Source organism: Sodalis sp. RH24 (genome assembly GCF_047324145.1).
In the GTDB taxonomy this organism is placed as follows: domain Bacteria; phylum Pseudomonadota; class Gammaproteobacteria; order Enterobacterales; family Enterobacteriaceae; genus Acerihabitans.
Genome location: NZ_CP178729.1, coordinates 4,751,782 through 4,773,124, shown reverse-complemented (window position 1 = coordinate 4,773,124; position 21,343 = coordinate 4,751,782). Strand labels below are relative to the sequence as shown.

The 21,343-nt window shown below is 60.8% G+C and carries 20 protein-coding genes and 1 pseudogene; 15 read left to right on the top strand and 6 right to left on the bottom strand.

What is annotated here, in order from left to right:
• Window positions 1-156 precede the first annotated feature (156 nt).
• A complete protein-coding gene (gene epmB / locus ACL2XG_RS21660) occupies window positions 157-1,179 on the top strand; it encodes an EF-P beta-lysylation protein EpmB (protein ID WP_410013808.1) in 1,023 nt (340 codons plus the stop codon).
• Window positions 1,180-1,228: 49 nt separating this feature from the next.
• On the opposite strand, the gene ACL2XG_RS21655 is transcribed toward epmB, so the two are convergent.
• Window positions 1,229-1,645, bottom strand: coding sequence for a winged helix-turn-helix transcriptional regulator (locus tag ACL2XG_RS21655; protein ID WP_413721288.1), 417 nt, complete (start codon window positions 1,643-1,645; stop codon window positions 1,229-1,231).
• 102 nt (window positions 1,646-1,747) lie between these two features.
• On the opposite strand from ACL2XG_RS21655, the gene ACL2XG_RS21650 reads away from it, so the two are divergent.
• On the top strand, window positions 1,748-2,869 hold the full coding sequence (locus tag ACL2XG_RS21650; protein ID WP_410013806.1) for an NADH:flavin oxidoreductase: 1,122 nt from the start codon (window positions 1,748-1,750) through the stop codon (window positions 2,867-2,869).
• Between the two features lie 393 nt (window positions 2,870-3,262).
• Complete coding sequence (locus ACL2XG_RS21645; protein WP_410013805.1) at window positions 3,263-3,760, top strand: ferritin-like domain-containing protein; 498 nt, start codon at window positions 3,263-3,265, stop codon at window positions 3,758-3,760.
• 317 nt (window positions 3,761-4,077) lie between these two features.
• On the opposite strand, the gene ACL2XG_RS21640 is transcribed toward ACL2XG_RS21645, so the two are convergent.
• Entirely contained in the window at window positions 4,078-4,587 is a 510-nt protein-coding gene (locus ACL2XG_RS21640) for a ferritin-like domain-containing protein (protein ID WP_410013804.1), read from the bottom strand.
• A gap of 437 nt (window positions 4,588-5,024) precedes the next feature.
• Here ACL2XG_RS21640 and urtA point away from each other — a divergent pair, with 437 nt between their 5' ends.
• From urtA to cho, 10 genes and pseudogenes are all read left to right on the top strand, one after another.
• Window positions 5,025-6,293, top strand: coding sequence for an urea ABC transporter substrate-binding protein (gene urtA / locus ACL2XG_RS21635; protein WP_413721289.1), 1,269 nt, complete (start codon window positions 5,025-5,027; stop codon window positions 6,291-6,293).
• A 145-nt stretch (window positions 6,294-6,438) separates the two neighbouring features.
• The gene (urtB, locus tag ACL2XG_RS21630; protein WP_413721290.1) at window positions 6,439-8,025 is read left to right on the top strand and encodes an urea ABC transporter permease subunit UrtB; all 1,587 of its coding nucleotides are present in this window, start codon (window positions 6,439-6,441) and stop codon (window positions 8,023-8,025) included.
• Window positions 8,025-9,101 (top strand): urea ABC transporter permease subunit UrtC, encoded by a 1,077-nt coding sequence (gene urtC / locus ACL2XG_RS21625; RefSeq protein ID WP_410013801.1) that lies wholly within the window; start codon window positions 8,025-8,027, stop codon window positions 9,099-9,101. Before urtB ends, urtC begins: the two co-directional genes overlap by 1 nt.
• On the top strand, window positions 9,098-9,895 hold the full coding sequence (urtD, locus tag ACL2XG_RS21620) for an urea ABC transporter ATP-binding protein UrtD (protein WP_410013800.1): 798 nt from the start codon (window positions 9,098-9,100) through the stop codon (window positions 9,893-9,895). The genes urtC and urtD overlap by 4 nt, the downstream gene beginning before the upstream one ends.
• An 85-nt stretch (window positions 9,896-9,980) precedes the next feature.
• Window positions 9,981-10,679, top strand: coding sequence for an urea ABC transporter ATP-binding subunit UrtE (urtE, locus tag ACL2XG_RS21615; protein ID WP_410016740.1), 699 nt, complete (start codon window positions 9,981-9,983; stop codon window positions 10,677-10,679).
• Window positions 10,680-10,757: 78 nt separating this feature from the next.
• Window positions 10,758-11,156, top strand: a pseudogene (gene nikR, locus ACL2XG_RS21610) (nickel-responsive transcriptional regulator NikR); the annotation flags it as partial.
• A gap of 325 nt (window positions 11,157-11,481) precedes the next feature.
• Window positions 11,482-12,561, top strand: a complete 1,080-nt coding sequence (gene cbiM, locus ACL2XG_RS21605; protein ID WP_413721291.1) for a cobalt transporter CbiM — start codon at window positions 11,482-11,484, stop codon at window positions 12,559-12,561.
• 3 nt (window positions 12,562-12,564) lie between these two features.
• Window positions 12,565-13,428 (top strand): cobalt ECF transporter T component CbiQ, encoded by an 864-nt coding sequence (cbiQ, locus tag ACL2XG_RS21600; RefSeq protein ID WP_413721292.1) that lies wholly within the window; start codon window positions 12,565-12,567, stop codon window positions 13,426-13,428.
• A 29-nt stretch (window positions 13,429-13,457) separates the two neighbouring features.
• Entirely contained in the window at window positions 13,458-14,243 is a 786-nt protein-coding gene (locus tag ACL2XG_RS21595; protein WP_413721293.1) for an energy-coupling factor ABC transporter ATP-binding protein, read from the top strand.
• A 105-nt stretch (window positions 14,244-14,348) separates the two neighbouring features.
• A complete protein-coding gene (gene cho, locus ACL2XG_RS21590) occupies window positions 14,349-15,212 on the top strand; it encodes an excinuclease Cho (protein WP_413721294.1) in 864 nt (287 codons plus the stop codon).
• Here cho and ACL2XG_RS21585 read toward each other — a convergent pair.
• Both ACL2XG_RS21585 and ACL2XG_RS21580 read right to left on the bottom strand, forming a co-directional pair.
• Window positions 15,209-15,724 carry a DUF1097 domain-containing protein gene (locus tag ACL2XG_RS21585; RefSeq protein WP_413721295.1) on the bottom strand — a complete coding sequence of 172 codons (516 nt, stop codon included), beginning with the start codon at window positions 15,722-15,724 and terminating at the stop codon, window positions 15,209-15,211. The two genes, cho and ACL2XG_RS21585, sit on opposite strands and share 4 nt — an antisense overlap.
• A 433-nt stretch (window positions 15,725-16,157) precedes the next feature.
• On the bottom strand, window positions 16,158-16,619 hold the full coding sequence (locus ACL2XG_RS21580; protein WP_410013794.1) for an Lrp/AsnC family transcriptional regulator: 462 nt from the start codon (window positions 16,617-16,619) through the stop codon (window positions 16,158-16,160).
• A gap of 150 nt (window positions 16,620-16,769) precedes the next feature.
• Here ACL2XG_RS21580 and yedA point away from each other — a divergent pair, with 150 nt between their 5' ends.
• A complete protein-coding gene (gene yedA, locus ACL2XG_RS21575; RefSeq protein ID WP_410013793.1) occupies window positions 16,770-17,717 on the top strand; it encodes a drug/metabolite exporter YedA in 948 nt (315 codons plus the stop codon).
• A gap of 143 nt (window positions 17,718-17,860) precedes the next feature.
• Here the strand turns inward: yedA and ACL2XG_RS21570 are convergent, their stop codons facing one another.
• Window positions 17,861-19,417, bottom strand: coding sequence for a methyl-accepting chemotaxis protein (locus ACL2XG_RS21570; protein ID WP_413721296.1), 1,557 nt, complete (start codon window positions 19,415-19,417; stop codon window positions 17,861-17,863).
• Between the two features lie 256 nt (window positions 19,418-19,673).
• Here ACL2XG_RS21570 and ACL2XG_RS21565 point away from each other — a divergent pair, with 256 nt between their 5' ends.
• Window positions 19,674-20,435, top strand: coding sequence for a GntR family transcriptional regulator (locus tag ACL2XG_RS21565; protein ID WP_410013791.1), 762 nt, complete (start codon window positions 19,674-19,676; stop codon window positions 20,433-20,435).
• On the opposite strand, the gene ACL2XG_RS21560 is transcribed toward ACL2XG_RS21565, so the two are convergent.
• On the bottom strand, window positions 20,393-21,343 hold the full coding sequence (locus ACL2XG_RS21560; RefSeq protein ID WP_413721297.1) for an ROK family protein: 951 nt from the start codon (window positions 21,341-21,343) through the stop codon (window positions 20,393-20,395). The genes ACL2XG_RS21565 and ACL2XG_RS21560 overlap by 43 nt on opposite strands.

The window sequence follows — 21,343 nt, the reverse complement described above, 5'->3', positions numbered from 1 at the left end:
AACGCGGTCACCGCCGTAGTGGCCGGGCCATCTTGAACCGTTATGGCGCGGTGATATAACCCATGCGGGGATTTTTTTCGCGGCCATCCGTTAATTAACCCAATTCATTAATTACAATAACTAATAAATCGTTAGCTTACATATAAAGAAAAAACAGTGAATAGACCTTTTAAGGCCATATCTTCCGCGGACGACTGGCAAAAACAATTATCCGAGGTTATTTCGGATCCTGATGAATTATTATCATTACTGGGGCTAAGCGATAATCCCCGTCTGCGGCAAGGCCGGCCGGCGCGCCGTCTTTTCCCGCTGCGGGTGCCACGCGGTTTTGTCAACCGCATGGAAAAGGGTAATGAACACGACCCCTTGCTGCGGCAGGTTATCACCGCGGCGGACGAATTTATCGTCACGCCGGGCTATGTCGCCGACCCGCTCGGCGAGCATGACTGCGTGATGCCGGGGCTGTTGCATAAATACCGCAACCGGGCGCTGTTGCTGGTGAAAGGCGGCTGCGCCATCAACTGCCGGTATTGCTTTCGCCGCCATTTCCCCTACCCGGAAAACAGCGGTAACAAGGCTAACTGGCGTAACGCCTTAGCCTATATCCGGGCGCATCCGCAGATCGATGAAATTATCTTTTCCGGCGGCGATCCGCTGATGGCCAGGGATCATGAACTGGCCTGGCTGGCCGACGAACTCCAGGCCATTCCCCATATCCGGCGCCTGCGCATCCACAGCAGGCTGGCGGTGGTGATACCGGCGCGCATTACGGAGCAATTATGCCGGATGCTGGCCGCTTCGCGGCTGCAGGCGATTATGGTGACGCATATCAACCATGCCAATGAGATCGACGCCGACGTTGACGGCGCCATGGGCAGGCTGCGCAACGCCGGGGTGACGCTGCTTAACCAGAGCGTCCTGCTGCGCGGCGTCAATGACAGCGCCGATATCCTGGCGGCGTTAAGCAACCGGCTGTTTAACGCCGGTATCCTGCCCTACTATCTTTTTGCGCTGGATAAGGTCGCGGGCGCGGCGCATTTTATGGTGGGCGACGACGAAGCCAGGCGCATTGTCAGTACGCTATCCACCAAGGTTTCCGGCTATCTGGTGCCCCGGCTGACGCGCGAAATCAGCGGAATGCCCAGCAAGATACCGCTGTCTCTCACGCCGCCGTCCTGAACAGACGCGCGCATGAAGATGTTATCAATCCGCCCTGCGGCGGCGCGTATTAGCTATTATGATCGAACGTGGCCCGCGCGCGCTCCACTTCGGGCAGGTACTCCACCGTCCATTGGTGCAGCGCCTGGAAAGGCTGTTTCAGCGTATGGCCCAGGGGCGTGATTTGATACTCCACCGCGATGGGCGAGGCGGTAATAACGCGCCGCGCCACGATGCCGTAGCGCTCCAGACGCCGCAAACTCTGGGTCAGCGCCTTTTGCGTAATACCATCAAGACGGCGTTTGATAACGTTGAAACGCAACGGCCCGGCGCACAGGGCGGCCAGGATCAGCACCGACCACTTATCCGCAATCTGGTCGAGGAGCATGCGGCTTGGGCAATGCGCCGCGGAAAAAACCGGACAGTGCTCTCCCGGCACGGCGCTGTCGCCGGCATAGCGGATGGCGGTGTCTTCAACTTCCGACATGGTGGTTTCCTTTTGGCTACCTGGTAGCGTCAAAGTGCCTGATTGACTCGCAGTATACATAATATACCATCAAAAGCTTCACGTTAACCGGAGATGATCTGTATGCGCGCACCGCAAGTCGATATCCTGTTCCAGCCTTTGCGAATAAAATCGCTGGTATTGAAAAACCGTATCGTCATGGCCCCCATGACCCGCTCGTTTTCACCTGACGGAGTGCCGGGGGATAACGTAGCCGCCTACTACCGCCGCCGCGCCGAAGCCGATGTGGGGCTGATCCTGTCGGAAGGTACGGCAATCGACCGGCCGGCGGCCAGGAACGATCCGAACGTGCCGTTTTTCCATGGCCAGGACGCGCTGGCCGGCTGGCAACGGGTAATCGATGAAGTCCACGCCGCCGGCGGTAAAATGGGACCGCAGCTGTGGCATGTGGGCGCGGTGGCCAGTTTCCAGACCGAATGGGTGCCCGATGTGCCGGTGGAGAGTCCTTCAGGCCTGGCGGCGCCGGATATGCCCCGCGGCGAGATCATGAGCGACGAGGCCATTGCCGATACCCTTGCCGCCTATGCCCGGGCGGCTGCCGATGCCAAGCGGCTGGGTTTCGATACTTTTGAGATCCACGGCGCCCATGGCTATCTCATCGATCAGTTCTTCTGGTCCGGCACCAACCGGCGTACGGATCGTTTCGGCGGTGCCACCATTAAAGAGCGCGCCCGTTTTGCCGCCGAGGTATTAAAGGAAATGCGCGCGGCGGTCGGGCCTGAATATCCGATTATCCTGCGCGTCAGCCAGTGGAAACAGCAGGATTATGCCGCCAGGCTGGCGACCACCCCGGACGCGATGGCCGATTGGCTGGTACCGCTGGTGGAAGCGGGCGCCGACGTGCTGCACTGCTCGCAACGGCGTTTCTGGCAACCTGAATTCCCGGAGCAGGATGGGGAAAACGGGCTTAACTTCGCCGGCTGGGCGAAAAAATTGACCGGCGCCGCCACCATCAGCGTGGGTTCCGTGGGTTTGTCCGGGGATTTTATCGGCAGCTTTAGTGGGGAAAACGCCAGCCCGGTCGGATTGGATAATCTCATCGGGCGGCTGGAGCGCAATGAGTTTGACCTGATAGCGGTCGGGCGTGCGTTGATAAGCGACCCGCACTGGGCGGCCAAGGTGCGCGCCGGCGATACGGGGAATATGGCGGATTTCACCCCCGCGGCGTTGGGCGAATTATTTTAGCGGGCGGCCCCGCGGTTGCGCGGGGACCGACCAGTTGTTTCCGGTCCCCTCGCGGCAAAGATGCCTGCGCTATGCCTTTATTGTTGTCGTTTATAACACCCGCGCCGCATTAATACCCCGGCATATCGGGTAGAACATTTCTGTATTTTATCCAGGGAATTTAATCTGATAAATGCCGCCCATTTTTACCGCCGCACAAGCCCTATAATATGCGGCTGTTCCCGCCAACCTTTTGATATTAATCGCAACAATAAACTTTTATATAAAATATCGCCATGGCCGCCGCTCATGGTTTGTCTAATTCGCAACGGTATACTAGGCTTATTATTATCAGCCGACTAAGTTAACATCGCTGATTATACCTATAATCCTAACAACGTGATGGTGAGCCCGATGAATATCAAGACTCTTGAAGACCTCTTTATCCATGCCCTTTCAGATGTATACAGCGCTGAAAAGCAAATCACCCGCGCTTTGCCGAAAATGGCCCGGGCCGCTACCGATCCTCAGCTGATTGATGGCTTTAAGCTTCATCTGGAACAAACGCATGGGCAAATCGAGCGTATTGATAAACTGGTGGAAGTCACACCGAATATCAAGATTAAGCGTATGAAATGCATGGCAATGGAAGGATTAGTGGAAGAAGGCCAGGAAATTATCGACGAGGTTGAAAAAGGCCCGGTACGTGATGCAGGTCTTATTGCCGCGGCGCAAAAAGTTGAACATTATGAAATCGCCACCTACGGCACGTTAGCCACCCTGGCGGGGCTGCTGGGGTATACCGAGGCTAAAACCCTGCTGGCCGAAACGCTGCAGGAAGAAAAAGATACCGACATCAAATTATCCAAGCTGGCCAGTGTTAAAGTAAATACGGATGCCGGTAAAAAATAACCCATATCAGCATGTTAACAAGGTAAGTATTTTTATAATACATTTCACCCTGTATGGTCATAGCATTAATAGGCTCGTTTAAGGTTGAGTAAATATCATCAGCGCAAAAACCCGGTATTTATTGCCGGGTTTTTTGCATTTTAACCAACATAAAGAGCGTATTTTACGGCGCGACGCCTGGAATATTCCGGCCCGGTTGTCCCGATGAGTGGCGAAAACAATTCTTCGGGACCCGATGCGCCGCGCCGTAAGCGCAGTATGGGTTACGCCGGCAATAATTGCCCGTGCCTAAGGCCGTTATCGTGCCGGATAAGCCATTATTTTTTAGCTTCCGTATGCGGCGCCTGCGAACGCGCCAGGAATTGCCGGGTGGTTTCCGGCAGATGTTCCAGCAGCCAGGCGGCCATCGCTTTCTCCTGTTCCAGGATCTGCGTGAAAATACGTTGCCCTTCGGTATCGCCCACCGCCTGCGCCGCGGCGATAAGCGCGGTATAGGAGGCAATTTCAAAATTTTCGAAGGTATAGCCGCTAATGCCGCCTTTGATCACTTCATCGCTGGCAAACATGCCGCCCATCGCCTGGCCCATGGCCGCCACTTTGCCCGCCATATCCTTAAATGTCGAACTGGATGAATCATAACGTTTAATAACGCTTTCCACCAGACGCTGCTGCTCGATGGTTTCATCAATATGCTGTTTAATGCGGGCCTCCAGCGCCGGGTAGTGCTCAAGACGCCCCGCCATGCGTTTCAGCATGCTTTCGGCCTGTTCTTCCATGGCATGGGCATCACGCAGCCAGTCCAGATAATTGTCATGTAAATCGGCCATTTTTCACCTCTCAATCAATAACGGCATTGCGGAAATAAGAAAATTATCGGTTATCGAATAGCCTTTTCAGTTTAGCTTCCCTTATGAAACGCGCCAGTGACATGGCTATAAATTGAGCGAAGCGCGCAAACCCCGCGCACGTCTTGCCTTCGCTCCGCGGCATGCGCGCGCAAGGTCGCTAAGAAAGGACTCTGCACGGTTTTGGCGATCCCTGCCGCCCTGAAATAATCCTGAACGTGCGTGATCAGCCTGAAAAGGCGCCAGGCGCCCCGCCATGCCGCACGCGCGCCCGTATTTGGTGCAAGGCGCCGCCGCCGGCGCGGGAAAAGCCGGGCAAACGCCGCCGGGCCGCGACGCCGCAACTGGCACGGGGATTGCTTTGAACCATTCTGTCCCGCCGGCCATTGTTAATCCTCATAAATTCAGGAGTGAATTGCATGCAACGACGTAAATTACTGAAAGCCTTCGCCCTCTCCGCCACGGTTATCGGCATGGGGATCAGCTGGGGGGCGCTGGCTGCCGACACGATTAAAGTCGGCGTGATGCATTCCTTATCCGGCACCATGGCTATCTCGGAAACGCCGTTAAAAGACGTGGCGCTGATGACCATTGACGAAATCAATGCCCAGGGTGGGGTGCTGGGTAAAAAGCTGGAGCCGGTCGTGGTTGATCCGGCGTCGAACTGGCCCTTGTTCGCGGAAAAGGCCCGGCAGTTGCTGACCCAGGACAAGGTGGCGGTGGTGTTCGGCTGCTGGACCTCGGTCTCGCGCAAATCGGTGTTGCCGGTATTTGAGGAGCTGAACGGCCTGCTGTTTTACCCGGTGCAATATGAAGGCGAGGAAATGTCGCCCAACGTGTTTTATACCGGCGCGGCCCCCAACCAACAGGCTATCCCGGCGGTGGAATACCTGATGAGCGATGACGGCGGCGGCGCCAAGCGCTTCTTCCTGCTCGGCACCGATTATGTTTATCCGCGTACGACCAATAAAATTCTGCGGGCCTTCCTGCATTCCAAGGGCGTGGCGGATAAAGATATCGAGGAAGTCTATACCCCGTTCGGATATAGCGATTACCAGACCATCGTGGCCAATATCAAGAAATTCTCCGCCGGCGGTAAAACCGCGGTGATTTCCACCATCAACGGCGATTCCAACGTTCCTTTTTATAAAGAGCTGGCCAACCAGGGCATCAAGGCGACCGATGTGCCGGTAATAGCCTTTTCGGTGGGCGAGGAGGAACTGCGCGGCATCGACACCAAACCGCTGGTCGGCAATCTGGCGGCCTGGAACTATTTCCAGTCGGTGGATAATCCCACCAATAAGAAATTCGTCGCGCAATGGAAAGCCTACGCCAAGTCCCACCATCTGCCCAACGCCGATACCGTGGTCACCAACGACCCGATGGAAGCCACCTATGTCGGCATCCATATGTGGGCGCAGGCGGTGGAGAAGGCCAAGTCCACCGATGTGGATAAGGTGCGCGCGGCGATGGCCGGGCAAACCTTCGCCGCACCGTCCGGCTTTACCCTGACCATGGATCAGACCAATCACCATCTGCATAAACCGGTGATGATTGGCGAGATCGAGTCCGACGGCCAGTTTAACGTGGTATGGCAAACCGAAGGGCCGGTGCGCGCGCAGCCCTGGAGTCCCTTTATCGCCGGCAACGATAAAAAACCCGATCATCCGGTCAAAAGCACCCAGTAAAAGGGCTTACGGATAGGGCGGGCCAGGTGTAAACACGGGAAACGGGGCCGGGCCGCGCTTTACTCTTCGCGCCCGCCCTACCCGCTTCAAACGCCTGGGCCGGCGAAGGCGCCCTCTGTTTTTGACGCAGCACGGGATGAAAAATATGCGCTATCTATCATTATTATTGCGAAGGTTCGGCCTCGGCGTGGCCTTATGCCTATGCCTGCCGGCCTGGGCTCTGGCCGGCCCAGCCGCCGATTTTGCGGCGGCCAGCCGCGCCGATCAGGCGAAATTACTCCAGGCGTGGTCAAGCGCGCCGGATGCCGCCCGTCTGCCGCTGCTGCAGGCATTGCGCCAGGAGACCATGGTGATCGACGCCGCCGGCAAACCCTTTATCCAGCAGGGCGCCACGCTGACGCCGATGGAAGGCGACGCCGCGCCCACCGGCGGCATCAAGAAAGTCTGGCTGAATAACCGCCTGCGCAACCTTATCGCCACCGCCTTGTCCGTTCACCAGTTGGTCAGCGACGATGCCCGCATACGGCTACAGGCCGCCACTGCGCTCCAGCGCGAAGCGCAGGCCGACCAGTTGCCGCTGCTGCAGGCCCGTTTACCTCTGGAAAAAGACCCGCGGGTGCATGACGCGCTGCAGATTGCCCTGGCCAATCTGCAACTGGCCGATCCCCGGCCCGAGGTGCGGCTGCAGGCGGTCACGCTGCTCGGCGAATCGGGCGATCCCGATGTCCAGGTACGTCTGCAGGCGCTGACGCAGGAGAGCGCCGAACCCGAGGCCCAAGTACGCGCGGCGGCGCTGAAAAGCCTCAAGCAGGTTCAGCGCCGGCTGATGATAGGCGACCTGCTCGGACAGGCGTTTACCGGCTTGTCCCTGGGCTCGATACTGCTGCTGGCGGCGCTGGGCCTGGCCATTACCTACGGCCTGCTGGGGGTGATTAACATGGCGCACGGCGAGATGCTGATGCTGGGCGCCTACGCCACTTATCTGGTGCAGCAGCTTATGGAGCACTACGCGCCGGGACTGCTGCCGCTCTACCCGCTGGCGGCCCTGCCGGCGGCCTTCGCCGTTACCGGCGTTATCGGCATGCTGCTTGAACGCACCGTAATCCGTCATTTATACGGTCGCCCGCTGGAAACGCTGCTGGCGACCTGGGGCATCAGCCTGGTGCTGATCCAGGGGGTGCGCATGCTGTTCGGCGCGCAAAACGTCAGCGTCGCCAACCCCGGCTGGCTCTCCGGCGGCATCCAGCTGCTGCCTAACCTGGTGCTGCCCTACAACCGCCTGGCGGTCATCTTGTTCGTGCTGTGCGTGCTGGCGCTGTGCTGGCTGCTGCTGAATACAACCCGGCTGGGCATGCATATCCGCGCGGTAACCCAGAACCGGGCCATGGCCGCCTGCTGCGGCGTGCCGACCGGCCGGGTGGATATGCTGGCCTTCGGCCTGGGTTCCGGCATTGCCGGCCTGGGCGGCGTGGCGTTGTCCCAGCTTGGCAACGTCGGCCCCGAGCTGGGCCAGGGATATATTATCGATTCGTTCCTGGTGGTGGTGCTGGGCGGGGTCGGCCAGTTGGCGGGCACCGTGGCGGCGGCGTTCGGGCTGGGCATCGTCAACAAAATCCTCGAACCCGAAATCGGCGCCGTGCTGGGCAAGATCCTGATCCTGGCGCTTATCGTGCTGTTTATCCAAAAACGTCCCCAGGGACTGTTCGCCGTCAAAGGCAGGGTCATTGACTGATGAGCCAACCCTTAACCCTCACCGGCCTGCAAAAGGCGCCCCGCACCGCCATGATCCTGGGCGCGCTGGTTTTTATCGCGCTGGTTATCCTGCCGCTGCTGGCCCTGCTGCCCGCGGCGCATCCGCTGAATATCTCCACCTATACCCTGACCCTGGTGGGCAAAATCCTGTGCTACGCCGTGGTGGCCATCGCGCTGGATCTGGTCTGGGGTTATGCCGGGCTGCTGTCCCTCGGGCATGGGCTGTTTTTTGCCCTCGGCGGTTACGCCATGGGCATGTACCTGATGCGCCAGGCCGCGGGAGACGGCCTGCCGGCGTTTATGTCCTTTTTATCGTGGAGCGAGCTGCCCTGGTTCTGGGCCGGCACCCAGCACTTTGCCTGGGCGTTGTGCCTGATTATGCTGGCCCCCGGCCTGCTGGCGTTGGTGTTCGGCTACTTTTCCTTTCGCTCCAAAATCAAAGGGGTCTATTTTTCCATTATGACCCAGGCGCTGACCTATGCCGCGATGCTGCTGTTTTTTCGCAACGAAACCGGCTTCGGCGGCAATAACGGTTTTACCGGTTTTACCACCTTATTGGGATTCCAGGTAACCGCCACCACCACCCGGGTGGGCCTGTTCCTGGTCACCGTGCTGCTACTGGCGGCGAGCCTGCTGCTGGGATTCGCCCTGGCGCGCAGTAAATTCGGCCGGGTGCTGACGGCGGTGCGCGATGCGGAAAACCGGCTGATATTCTGCGGCTACGACCCGAAGGGGTTCAAGCTGTTCGTCTGGACGCTGTCGGCGGTGCTGTGCGGCCTGGCGGGCGCCCTGTACGTGCCGCAGGTGGGTATCATCAACCCGGGTGAAATGTCGCCAACCAACTCCATCGAGGCGGCCATATGGGTGGCGCTGGGCGGCCGCGGCACGCTGGTGGGGCCGCTGCTCGGCGCCGGCATCGTCAACGGCGCCAAGAGCTGGTTTACCATGGCCATGCCGGAGTACTGGCAATTGTTCCTGGGGCTGATGTTTATCCTGGTGACGCTGCTGTTGCCGCAGGGCGTTATCGGCCTGCTGCGCAAAAGGCGGCCCGAATGAACGCGCCGGACGACCTGCTGACGCAGGCCTATCCCGCCGATATCCATCGCCTGCGGCGCGATCCGGTGTTGACGCTGGACAATATCAACGTCAGCTTCGACGGTTTCCGCGCCCTTACCGACCTGTCGCTGCAGATAGGCGTGGGCGAATTGCGCTGCATTATCGGCCCCAACGGCGCGGGAAAAACCACCCTGATGGATGTGATTACCGGTAAAACCCGTCCGCAGAGCGGCAGCGCCATTTACGATCAGCATATCGACCTGGCGCGGCTTAGCCCGGTGCAAATCGCCCAGGCCGGCATCGGCCGTAAATTCCAGAAGCCGACGGTATTCGAGGCGCTGACGGTATTTGAAAACCTGGAGCTGGCGCTGAAAACCGATAAATCGGTTTGGGCCTGCCTGCGCCATAAGCTGAGCGATGAACAGCGCGATCGCATCGACGCCATGCTCGCCACGCTGCGTCTCGCACCGCTGCGCCGGCGCCCGGCGGGCCTGCTGTCCCACGGCCAAAAACAGTTTCTTGAAATCGGCATGCTCTTGGTGCAAGACCCGCACCTGCTGCTGCTTGACGAGCCGGCCGCCGGCATGACCGATGCTGAAACCGCCTATACCGCCGAGCTGTTCCGCTCGCTTGCCGGTAAACATTCGCTCATGGTGGTGGAGCATGATATGGGTTTTGTGGAAACCATCGCCGATCATGTCACCGTGCTGCACCAGGGGCAGGTGCTGGCCGAGGGGTCGCTGCGCGAAGTGCAGGCCAACGAGCAGGTGATTGAAGTCTACCTGGGGCGGTGAGCTGATGAGCGTGATGATGCGCGGGAGGATATCGCGCATCGGCGCCGGTTATCAGGCCAGGGTTACTCATACGCAGGGGAACATAATGCTACAGGTGGAAGAGTTAAATCAGTTTTACGGCGGCAGCCATATCCTGCGCGGCCTGTCGTTCGAGGCGCAAATCGGTCAGGTAACCTGCCTGCTCGGGCGCAACGGCGTCGGCAAGACGACCCTGCTCAAATGCCTGATGGGCCTGCTGCCGGCCAAAACCGGCCGCATTCGCTGGCAGGGAGAGCTTATCAACCAGCGCCGCCCCCACCAGCGTGTGCAGGCCGGTATTGCCTATGTGCCGCAGGGACGGGAAATATTTCCGCGCATGACGGTGGAGGAAAATATCCTGCTCGGCCTGTCGCGTTTTTCCGGCGCGCGCGCCAAAGCGCCGCCGGCCTCGGTCTACGAGCTGTTCCCGGTGCTGGCGCAGATGAAAAACCGGCGCGGCGGCGATTTGTCCGGCGGCCAGCAGCAGCAGTTGGCGATTGCGCGCGCGCTGGCCTGCCAGCCGCAGTTGCTGATCCTCGACGAACCTACCGAAGGCATCCAGCCGTCGGTGATCAAGGAGATCGGCGTGGTGATCAAAACCCTTGCGGCGCGCGGCGATATGGCGATCCTGCTGGTGGAGCAGTTTTATGATTTCGCCGCCGCCCTGGCGGACAGCTACCTGGTGATGTCGCGTGGGCAGATCGTGCAGCGTGGCCTGGGCGCGGATATGGAAACCGACGGGGTGCGCGGGCTGGTGACTATCTGAGGCTAAACCTGCCGATATCCTTTGCCTGGCGGTAAAAATGTTCCACACTGTGGTTTTCCCCGATACCCGGAATGCCCTATGCAGCGATTAACCATTTCCCTCGACGACCGGCTGGCGGCCGAGCTGGACGAACTGATGCGGCTGCGCGGCTACAGCAGCCGCTCGGAGGCGTTCCGCGATATGCTGCGGCGCGACCTGGGCCAGCAGGCGGCCACCGCCAACCCCGGGGCGGCCTTTATCGCGGTGCTCAGTTACGTTTACGATCACCATGAGCGGCAACTGGCCACCCGCCTGACCGAACTGCAGCACGATCATCACGAACTGACCGTATCCACCATGCATGCCCATCTCAGCCACGACGAGTGCGTGGAGACCGCCATCCTGCGCGGGCCGCTGGGGGTATTAACCGATTTTGCCCAATCGGTGATCGCCCAGACCGGGGTGCGCCACGGCAGCATTAACCTGATACCGCTGGACGCCGCCGCCACGCAAAACGCCGCAATGATCCCGGCCGATGCCGTGACAACCGCCGATCACCGTCATGCAAGCGGCCATGATCATGATAAAGATCACCGGCATCCCCATAAACACGTTTAGGACAGCCTTCCGGTTTAGGGTAGGGAACCGTGGCGGGCGCTTAGCGGCCGGCGGGAAAGTTGACGGTTAATTGTGCTCGATCAATGAACCCGGTATGATTTTTTATGGAAAAGTATGAACGGCGGAGGCATACTGATTTCCACGAAAGTTTTGCCCCCCGGCCGCCCTGTTCGCTATGCGCGCGGCCTGAACACAGGGTTATCCGATGCATATTCCCGATGGTTATCTCAGCCCGTCCACCTGCGCCGTTGCCTTCCTGATCGCCGCCCCTTTCTGGTGGGTGGCGCAAAAACGCGTGCAACGCCTGCTGCATACCCGCCTGGTGCCATTGCTGGCGGTGGTATCGGCGTTTTGTTTTGTCATCATGATGTTTAACCTGCCGCTGCCGGGCGGCACCACCGGGCACGCGGTGGGCATGGCGGTGGCGGCCATCGTGCTGGGTCCGTGGGCGGCGGTACTGGCCGTCTCGATGGCGTTGTTTATCCAGGCGGTATTTTTCGGCGACGGCGGTATTACCGCGCTCGGCGCCAATTGCCTGAATATGGCCATCGTCGGTCCGCTGGCGGCCTACGGCCTTTACCGCCTGATTGCCGCCGGGTCGGCCATTACCGCCCGGCGGCGGGTGGTGGCGGCCACGGTGGCCGGCTACTGCGCCATTAATATCGCCGCGCTGCTGGCGGCGGTGGAGTTCGGCATCCAGCCCCTGCTGTTTACCGACGCCGCCGGAGCGCCGCTGTATGCGCCCTATCCGCTGTCGGTGGCGGTGCCGGCCATGCTGCTGGGTCACCTGACCTTTGCCGGTCTGGCGGAAGCCGTGGTGACCGGCGGTATTGTCGCTTATCTGCAAAAAGCCAACCCCGACCTGCTGCGCGCCACCGCCGGCGGCGCGTGCGTGCCCGCGCGCCTTTCCGGCTGGCGGCCGGTGCGCGCGCTGTGGCTGGGCATGGCGGTGGTGATGATCATCAGCCCGCTCGGCCTGCTGGCCGCCGGCACCGCCTGGGGGGAATGGGGCGCCGCCGACTTCCAGGATGCCGGCGCCAGGGCCGAAATCACCCGCGCCTCGGGCAATATCGCCCCGCCGCAGGGCGCGCCGGCCGGCATGCAGCGCCTGGAGGCGCTCTGGTCAGCGCCGATGCCGGACTATGCCCCGGCATTTATGCAAAACGCCCGCGTCGGGTATGTGCTGTCGGCCATTATGGGCAGCGGGCTTATCCTGCTGGCGTTTTATCTGCTGGCGCGCCTGACGCGCGCCGCGGCCTGGCGGCCGTCCTCGGGTCACCGTTAAACGGTGCGCGAACCCTCCTTCAGCCACCGGCGCGCGCCGGGAAGCCGGCATTTTATCGCGCGCCTGCTGGCGGGCCTGCTGGCGGCCATGGCGCATGCCGATGACGCCCAGACAATGGCCGACCGGCCGGGCTGGCTGCAACGACTGGACCCGCGCGTGAAGCTGATGGGCCTTGGCGCGCTGATTATCACCGCCGTCGCCGTGCATTCGCTGCTGGCCCTGGCCGGCCTGCTGCTGGCGGCGACGATCATGGCGCGGCTTTCGGCGCTATCGCTGGCCAGGCTGCTGCGCCAGGTATGGCTCGGCGTTTTGCTGTTTACCGGCGTGCTGGCGCTGCCGGCGCTGTTTATGGTACCCGGCGCGCCGCTCTTCGCCCTGCCCTTCACGTCGCTTACCGTCACCGCGCAAGGGCTGCGCGTGGCCCTGCTGCTGATCGGCCGGGCGGAAACGTCGGCCACCCTGGCGCTGCTGCTGGTATTGACCACCCCCTGGCCCCGCCTGCTCAAGGCCTTGCGATCGCTGCGGGTGCCAAAAGTGGCGGTGATGATCCTCGGCATGACCCATCGCTATATTTTTGTGCTGCTCAGCGGCGCGGTCGCCCTGTTTGAAGCGCGCGCCAGCCGGATGGTCGGCCCCCTGCCCGCCGGCGAGCGCCGCCGGCTGGCGGTCAATGCGGCCGGCAGCCTGCTGGAGCGCTCGTTGTATCTCAGCCAGGAGGTTCATCTGGCCATGCTGTCGCGCGGCTTTCGCGGTGAAATCAGGCTAATGGACGATTTGTGTCTGCAAAAACAGGACTGGCGCGCGGTGCCGGTGTTTATGCTGCTGGCGCTGGCCGGATTTAGCTGCCAGTGGCTGCGGCTACCCTGAATGACGCCCCGGGAACAGGAGCAATACGCATGAACCAGGCCCCATCGTTAACCACGCCGCCGGTCTATGATTTACAGCAGGTCAGCTATGCCTACCAGTCGCTGCCCGCGCTACGGGAGATCACGCTTCAGGTCCGGGCGGGCCAGCGTATCGCCCTGCTCGGCGCCAACGGCTCGGGCAAGTCCACCCTGCTGCGCCTGCTGGACGGGCTTTATTTCCCCAACGCGGGCAGCGTGCGCGCGTTCGGCCGGGCGCTCGATGAACCCGCCCTGCGCGGGGACGAGGAGGCTTACGCCTTCAGGCGCCGGGTGGGACTGGTGTTCCAGAATTCCGATGTGCAATTGTTTAACCCGACGGTCTATGACGAGCTGGCCTTCGGCCCGTTGCAACTGGGGTGGGATAAACCGCGCATCGCCGGGCGTATCGACGCCATGCTGGAGCAATTCGGCATCACGCATCTGCGCCACCGTTCGCCCCATCGGTTGTCCGGCGGCGAAAAAAAACGCGTCGCCCTGGCGTCGGTATTGATTATCGAACCCGAGGTGTTATTGCTCGACGAACCCTGCAGCGGCCTGGACCCGGCAAGCCAGGGCAATATGGTGCAATTCCTGCGCGAGAGCCGCGGGCGTACGCTTATCACCGCCACCCACGATCTGGCCATTGTCCCGGACATCGCCGATCGGTGTTTTGTGCTGCGCGAAGGGCGTCTTGCGGCCCAGGGGCCGACCGCGGACATTTTAGCCGACCGGCAACTGCTGCGGGAATGTCATTTGCTCCGTCACCGGCAGGAGGATGATCACCTTCACCGGTTATAACCCGCATAATGCCGCATAAAATAACGATCAGACGTTATTTTGCGCTGTCGTGTTAAAAAATAACCTGTTATGCTGTATAAAACAACAGTAATAAGAGTTCAGTCAGTGTATAAGCGTCTGTCCGCCACCCGCAGGGAGTTCGACCCCGCCGAGGCCTATCAGTATCCCGAACATTTGCGTCAGTATATCGACGGCCTGCCCGCCGCGCCCGGCGTGTATGTCTTTCATAGCGACAGCGACGTGATGCCGCTGTATATCGGCAAAAGCGTCAATATCCGCAGCCGGGTCATGTCGCATCTGCGCACCGCCGAAGAAGCGCGCATGCTGCGGCAATCGCGGCGCATCAGCTACCACCTCACCGCCGGGGAAATCGGCGCCCTGCTGCTTGAGGCCCAGATGATCAAGGCGCTCCAGCCGCTGCACAATAAACGGCTGCGGCGCAGTCGCCAGCTGTGCTCGATTCACCTGGCGCGCGGCATGCCCGTCATCGTCTCGGCCAAGGAGATCGATTTTGCCCGCACGCCGGATTTGTACGGCCTGTTTTCCAGCCGCCGCGCCGCCCAGCAAACCCTGCTGGATATCGGCGACAGCGAATTATTATGTTACAGCCTGCTCGGCCTGGAAAAACTCAGCCACGGACGCGCCTGCTTCCGGTTCCATCTCGGGCGCTGCGCGGGCGCCTGCTGCGGTAAAGAAAGCCCGGGGGAACACCAGCTGCGCCTGATGGACGCGCTGCAGCAGATGCGCATCGTGGCATGGCCTTACGCCGGCGCTATCGGCCTGGTGGAACACAGCGGCGATCGGCGGCAAATCCACGTGGTCAACAATTGGTTCTATCTCGGTTCGGTGGCAAGCCTTGGCGAAGCGGCGGGCCTGAGCACCGTGGCGCAGGGGTTCGACCGCGACGGCTATAAAATTCTCAGCGGGCCGATATTAAGCGGCCGCCATGAGATTATCGAACTGGGCTAAGGGATAAACCAGGCCGTGTTCCAACGCCGGTGCAGCGCCTGGCAAGCCCAACCGGCGAACCCGCCGATGGCGGATGCGCCGCACAGATCCCTAAACATGCCGGGCGCCGGTTCCAGCCCGGAGGCATAGAACGTGACCATGCCGAGGAACCAGGCCAGCGTGTTATCGACGATACGGGTCGCGCGCAGGCTTACGATAAGTATGGCCACCCAAAATACCACCAGCGGCAACGCCAGCGGATCCAGCGCCGGCGACAACGCCGGCAGTATTATCTGGGTAACGGCCCCCAGCCCAATTCCCAGCCACAGGCAGATCATGGCGCACAGCCCGGCGCGCCAGGACGTCGGGCGCGTGAACCAGGTGATAAGGCCCGCGAACATCACCCAGACCTCCAGCGCAAGCGTCGCGCTGCCCCAGGCGGCCAGGGACGCGCTCGCGGCGGCGATGACGGTGTAAAGAATAAACTGCCCGGGGGTTTGACGCTGGACAGGTTGCGTGCGGCGGGTGTTCACGGCCGGTCTCCTTACGCGCGATGACTCTTGCTTTCAAGATAGGCGCTGGGGGAGAGGCGGTCGATGTCGTAAAATCTATAGTATCTTTGCCTGCGTCGCCGGGCCGGTATGGCGGCAGGCGAAAGCGGCTATCTCAGGCGGGCGCTTGTCTGCCTGCAACGGCAGACGGCCCTGAAAAGGGCCGTCTGGGATAAAGAGGGCGGGCGGCGCATCGGCAACACCGGATGAGGCCCCCGGGGCATGCGCCACGCTTAATACAGGCTATATTTAGCCGCCTGTGCGTGGATATTGCCTTGTTCTTTCAAAAATTTGTTAAGTTTACGTATAATTTTCATTGCTGATTCCTCACATTGATCCGACATTAATGTGATGTTCATCACACTTTTCGCAGTTTAGCAAAATGAGCCGCCGTGTCAATTTTTTGTGAAGCCTATCACGCTTTTCTTAACGTCTCCGCAACCATCAGCGCCGGCGGCGCGATACGCTCCACCGGCGCCGAGAGAATGATCGACGTTTTGGTGGCGCCGAATTGGCTTACCCGCTCGATAAAGGCTTCCATCGCCGCCATATCCCCGACCGCGCCGCGGACAATCACACAGGCTTCGCCGGTTACCCGGTAGCATTGCAGGATTTCGGGGATCTGCGTCAGCATTTTCAGCGTATTTTGCCAGTGGTTATGGTTAAGGCGCAGCTCGACGATAAAGGTGATCGGCAAGCCGAGTTTTTCCAGGTTGACGTGGGCGTGGTAGCCGGTAATGACTTTTTTGGTCTCGAGCTTCGCCACCCGCTCCGCCACCGCCGGCGGCGAGAGATTAACCCGGCGCGCCAGCTCGGCATAGGTTAGCCTGCCGTTTTCCACCAGCGCCTGCAGTATCAGTTCATCATATTTATCCATAGCTTTCCCCGTTGCGCCCGCTGTTGAATCGAAGGTGTTATACGGCTATTTTCGTTGTTTAACTGGAGGATTACGACAAAAAGAATATATTAACAGCCATAAAAAAAGGTTTACTAATCATCCGAACGTTTAGGCTTAAAAGGCAGCTACATGCAATTACGCGATTCAAACGGACTGAAGCTGGTCCTGGCGCTGTTTACACTCTACATCATATGGGGTTCGACCTATTTTGTTATCCGCGTCGGGGTGGACAGCTGGCCGCCGCTGTTGATGGCCGGCGTACGGTTTTTAACGGCCGGCATTATCCTGTTCGCCGTGCTGCGCCTGAAAGGCGAGTCCCTGCCCTCGCCGCGCCAGGCGCTGAACGCGGGCATGATCGGCATCCTGCTGCTGGCGATTGGCAATGGCCTGGTAACGGTGGCCGAACATAGGCAGGTGCCGTCCGGCATTACCGCGGTGATTGTCGCCACGGTACCGCTGTTCGCCGCCTGTTTCGGCAGTATCTGGGGACTGCGCGCCACGCGCCTGGAGTGGTTCGGCATTGTTCTCGGCCTGGCCGGCATTATTTTACTCAATACCGGCGGTAACCTGACCGGCAACCCGCTCGGCGCCCTGCTGGTGATCGTGGCCTCCGTCAGTTGGGCGTTCGGCTCCATCTGGAGCTCAAGGCTTGATCTGCCCAAGGGCATGATGGTCGGGGCGGTGGAAATGATCGTGGCGGGTGCGGTGCTGCTTGTCGCCAGCCTGCTTACCGGCGAGCGCCTGACGCGGATGCCGGATACCGCGGGGCTGCTGGCCATCGGCTATCTGATCGTGTTTGGCTCGATTATCGCCATCAACGCCTATATGTTCCTGCTCTCCCACGCCCGTCCGGCACTGGCCACCAGCTATGCCTATGTCAATCCGGTGGTGGCGGTGCTGCTCGGCATGGGGTTTGCCGGCGAGCGCCTTAATCCCATCGAGTGGCTGGCATTGGGCATCATTATCCTGGCGGTGGTGATCGTCATGGTCGGCAAAACCTTCAGCGGTTCCGGCAAAGCCGGCGCGGCCGGCGCCGTTAAATCGCCCGCCGGGGCGGCCCGCTCCTCCGATGGATAAAGACGGGCGGTTTTATCCCATGACGATGTCTTACGCCAAAGCCGGCGAAAATAGGGAAAGCATGCCCAAGCGCCATAAAAAAACTCCCGCCGGCTAAAACCCTCTCCAGGTCTTAGCCGCGGGAGCGTGTTACGCCGACGGCATCAGGCGGTTTGGAAGAAACTCACCGCCCGGCGCAGCTCCTGGCCTTGTTCGGTCAGCGAACGGGCGGCGGCGGCGGCCTGCTCCACCAGCGCCGCATTTTGCTGCGTAACCTGGTCCATCTGGGCCACCGCCTGTCCCACTTCCTGGATGCCCATATGCTGTTCGTTACTGGCGGTGGCGATTTCGTGGATGATGGCGGCCACCTTGTCCACCGAGTCGACGATTTCGGTCATCGCCTTGCTGGCGTTATCCGCCCGTTCAGATCCGGCGCTGATTTTGTCCACCGTGCCCTCGATCAACGATTTGATTTCCTTGGCCGCGTCGGCGCTCTTCTGCGCCAGCGTGCGTACTTCGCTTGCCACCACGGCGAAGCCCTTGCCCTGGGTGCCGGCCCGCGCCGCCTCGACGGCGGCGTTAAGCGCCAGCAGGTTGGTCTGGAAAGCAATGCCCTCGATAACGGCAATGATATTGACGATTTTTTTCGAGCTTTGGGAAATATCGCGCATATGCGTCAGCATTTCCGCCACGATTTTACCGCCCTGGGTGGCGGTACGCGAGGTAGCGACCGCCAGTTCGCTGGCTTCCTTGGCGTTATCGGCGTTGTGGTGTACGGTCTGCGTGAGTTGCTGCATATTGGCCGAGGTCTGGATTAACGACGCCGCCTGCTCTTCGGTGCGCTGCGACAGGTCGGTATTGCCCTGGGCGATTTGACCGGAGGCCACCGAAATGGATTCGCTGCCGCTGATGATGCCGCTGATGGTATCGCGCAACTGTTGGCTCATGGCGTTGAGCGCGGCCAGCAGGCTGCTGCTGTCCTTGGCGCTCAGCTTAATGCCGGTGGTCAGGTTGCCGGCGGCGATTTTACGCATAATCGACGTGGCATAGGCCGGCTCGCCGCCCAGCTGGCGCCACAGATTACGGGAAATCACCGTGGCCAGCAGTCCGGAGATCAGCAGGGCGAACAGCGACAGGCCCATCAGGCTGTATTTGGCGATATCATAGCCCCGGGCCGCCTGTCTCGCCGCCTCCTGGCTACCGCCCACTTCCCGGTCGACCATGGTGGCCAGGTCGGCCATCAGCTGGGTGCGGTATTTGCGCGAGGTATCGCCGCTGATGCGGATGGCCCCGGTGACATCATTTTCCGACATGGCCGCGATCATCTTATCGTTCGCCAGGCTGAACTGATTGAAGTTGGCCATGATCTGACTGAATAACGGCGTGGAGCTTAAGGGCGTATTCAGCGCCAGGTAGGCATTCTGGGCGCGGAGGAAGTTCGCCACCGCCTGCATCAGTTCCAGCCGGTGTGACTCCCGATCCTGGTCCGTCGGAGAAGAAATATATTGTACCTGCTGCAAACGCAGTTCGGCTAGCGTACCGCGCATCTCCAGGGTATAGCGCACCCCGGGCAGCCAGTTATTGCGATAGGCGTCGATGTGGTCATTATTGGCGCTGAGCTGGTAGAGGGACACGCCGCCCAGGCAAAGCATCAACGCGATAATAATAGCGAAGCCGCTGAATAGCTGCACCATAAAGGGTAAATGGAGTAATTTTTTCATGACCTTAGCCATCTAAAAAGAGAAGTAAGGGTTTATCGGCACGCAGAGGACGATAATGAGACTGCGCAGCGGGTTTAGTTGCGTTTCGTGATCAACCTGTCATTTTTGAACGCAAAGCTATCGTACCAATTCGCCCCGGCCTTTCACCCCAGGGGATATTCGCCGGACAGGACAATGCCGGGTAAGGGTATGCGCCCGCGGCGGCTTCGATTACAATCAGTGAACATCGTTAAACACGCACCAGCGGCCCGCCCTTATGGATGATAAGTTAATCGAGTTACTGAAGACCTATTGCAACGAGCGCAACCAGAGCGGCGGAGCCTTGTACCAGCGGCTGGAAAAAGGTTTCAGGGAACTGGTGGCCGGCGGCCTGATCAAAGGCGGCTATACCATCCCCAGCGAACGCGAGCTGTCGGAATACCTGGCGGTATCCAGGGTGACGGTGCGGCGGGCATTAAGCCAGCTGGCCCAAGACGGGGTGATTATCCAGCGGCGCGGCGCCCGCAGCCAGGTTGCCGGCCGGCTGGAAAAACCCTTATCGTCGTTAACCAGCTTCAGCGAGGACATGCTGTCGCGCGGCCATCAGCCGGGAGCCATCTGGCTGGAGCGCGAGCTGATCCAGTCCTCGCCGTCGGAAACCATTGCGCTGAATCTCTCTCCCGGCGCGCTGGTCTACCGCCTTAAACGGCTGCGCACCGTGGACGGACGGCCGATGGCGGTGGAAATCGCCGTCATCCCCCAGGGTTTCCTGCCGTCGCTCGACGGGCTTGGCGACTCGCTGTACGCGGTGTTGCAACGCAGCGGCCATATGCCGAAACGGGCGTTGCAACGAATGCGCGCGGAACCGTTATCGGCCGAAAATGCGCTGCTGTTGGAGCTGCCGCCGCAAAGCGCGGCGCTGCATGTGGAACGCCACTGTTATCTTGAGGACGGACGCCCGATTGAATATACCCATACCTGGTATCGGGGCGACAGTTATGATTTTGTGGTGGAACTGCAGCGCGACGGCCTGTACTGACGGGCGGCAGACGCCGGGAACAGCCGGCGGGCATTAACCGGCGCCGCGCCGCGCCCAGCCGGCGGCGCCCATAAGCCCAGCGCGGCGCCTGATACCGCGACCCGGCCCAGCGGCGGCAACGCGTCCTGCGCCTGGCGGATCCTGTCCAGCATGCCCGCCGCCAGCCCGACGCTGCCGCCAATCACCACCTCATCAATATCCAGCAGCATATGCGTATTGGCGATGGCCTCGGCCACCGCCGCCGCCGCGTTGTCGATGATATCGTTTGCCCGCGCGCTCGTGGCAGCCAGCGCAAACAGCGCGCGACTGTCGATGGCCCGCCCGAACAGCGCCCCGGCCTGGCGCGCCAGCGCGGTGCCCGAGGCAACGGATTCCAGGCAACCGTAACGGCCGCATCCGCACGGCCCCCCGCGGCCGGGCATCACATCGGCCGGCGGGCGGCTCACCGTGGCATGGCCGAGATGTCCGGCCAATCCGTGCCCGCCGGTGCGCAGTTCGCCGTCAAGCACCAGGCCGCCGCCGACGCCGGTGGACAACGTCATAAACAGCAGGTTGCGCACCCGTCCCTGCCGGACGCTATACTCGCCCCAGGCGGCGGCCTGGGCATCGTTCATCAACACTACCGGACAGGAATACAGTTGGCGCAGCGCCGTTTCCAGCGGGAATCCGCGCCAAAAGGGGATGGTGTCCAGATTGACCGAATAAACCCGCCCGGCGCGCACGAAACCGGTGGCGGCTACCGCGATCATGCCGGGCGTGACGCCAAACGCGGTCACCTCGCGCAGGGCGGTGATAAACCCGGCCTCGTCAAAACGCATCGGCGTTTGCCGCCGTTCCACGCAGCGCCCCTGCTCCACCCTGGCGGCGGAGATTTTGGTGCCGCCGATATCCAGCGCGATAGTCGCCAT

Excerpts from the sequence above, each read along its gene's own strand:
- urtB (WP_413721290.1), top strand. The coding sequence starts at position 6,439 with ATGCGCTATCTATCATTATTATTGCGAAGGTTCGGCCTCGGCGTGGCC.
- ACL2XG_RS21640 (WP_410013804.1), bottom strand. The coding sequence starts at position 4,587 with ATGGCCGATTTACATGACAATTATCTGGACTGGCTGCGTGATGCCCAT.
- ACL2XG_RS21570 (WP_413721296.1), bottom strand. The coding sequence starts at position 19,417 with ATGAAAAAATTACTCCATTTACCCTTTATGGTGCAGCTATTCAGCGGC.
- urtD (WP_410013800.1), top strand. The coding sequence starts at position 9,098 with ATGAACGCGCCGGACGACCTGCTGACGCAGGCCTATCCCGCCGATATC.
- urtA (WP_413721289.1), top strand. The coding sequence starts at position 5,025 with ATGCAACGACGTAAATTACTGAAAGCCTTCGCCCTCTCCGCCACGGTT.
- cbiM (WP_413721291.1), top strand. The coding sequence starts at position 11,482 with ATGCATATTCCCGATGGTTATCTCAGCCCGTCCACCTGCGCCGTTGCC.
- ACL2XG_RS21645 (WP_410013805.1), top strand. The coding sequence starts at position 3,263 with ATGAATATCAAGACTCTTGAAGACCTCTTTATCCATGCCCTTTCAGAT.
- ACL2XG_RS21650 (WP_410013806.1), top strand. The coding sequence starts at position 1,748 with ATGCGCGCACCGCAAGTCGATATCCTGTTCCAGCCTTTGCGAATAAAA.
- urtC (WP_410013801.1), top strand. The coding sequence starts at position 8,025 with ATGAGCCAACCCTTAACCCTCACCGGCCTGCAAAAGGCGCCCCGCACC.
- ACL2XG_RS21560 (WP_413721297.1), bottom strand. The coding sequence starts at position 21,343 with ATGGCGACTATCGCGCTGGATATCGGCGGCACCAAAATCTCCGCCGCC.
- urtE (WP_410016740.1), top strand. The coding sequence starts at position 9,981 with ATGCTACAGGTGGAAGAGTTAAATCAGTTTTACGGCGGCAGCCATATC.
- yedA (WP_410013793.1), top strand. The coding sequence starts at position 16,770 with ATGCAATTACGCGATTCAAACGGACTGAAGCTGGTCCTGGCGCTGTTT.
- ACL2XG_RS21655 (WP_413721288.1), bottom strand. The coding sequence starts at position 1,645 with ATGTCGGAAGTTGAAGACACCGCCATCCGCTATGCCGGCGACAGCGCC.
- ACL2XG_RS21565 (WP_410013791.1), top strand. The coding sequence starts at position 19,674 with ATGGATGATAAGTTAATCGAGTTACTGAAGACCTATTGCAACGAGCGC.
- ACL2XG_RS21580 (WP_410013794.1), bottom strand. The coding sequence starts at position 16,619 with ATGGATAAATATGATGAACTGATACTGCAGGCGCTGGTGGAAAACGGC.
- ACL2XG_RS21595 (WP_413721293.1), top strand. The coding sequence starts at position 13,458 with ATGAACCAGGCCCCATCGTTAACCACGCCGCCGGTCTATGATTTACAG.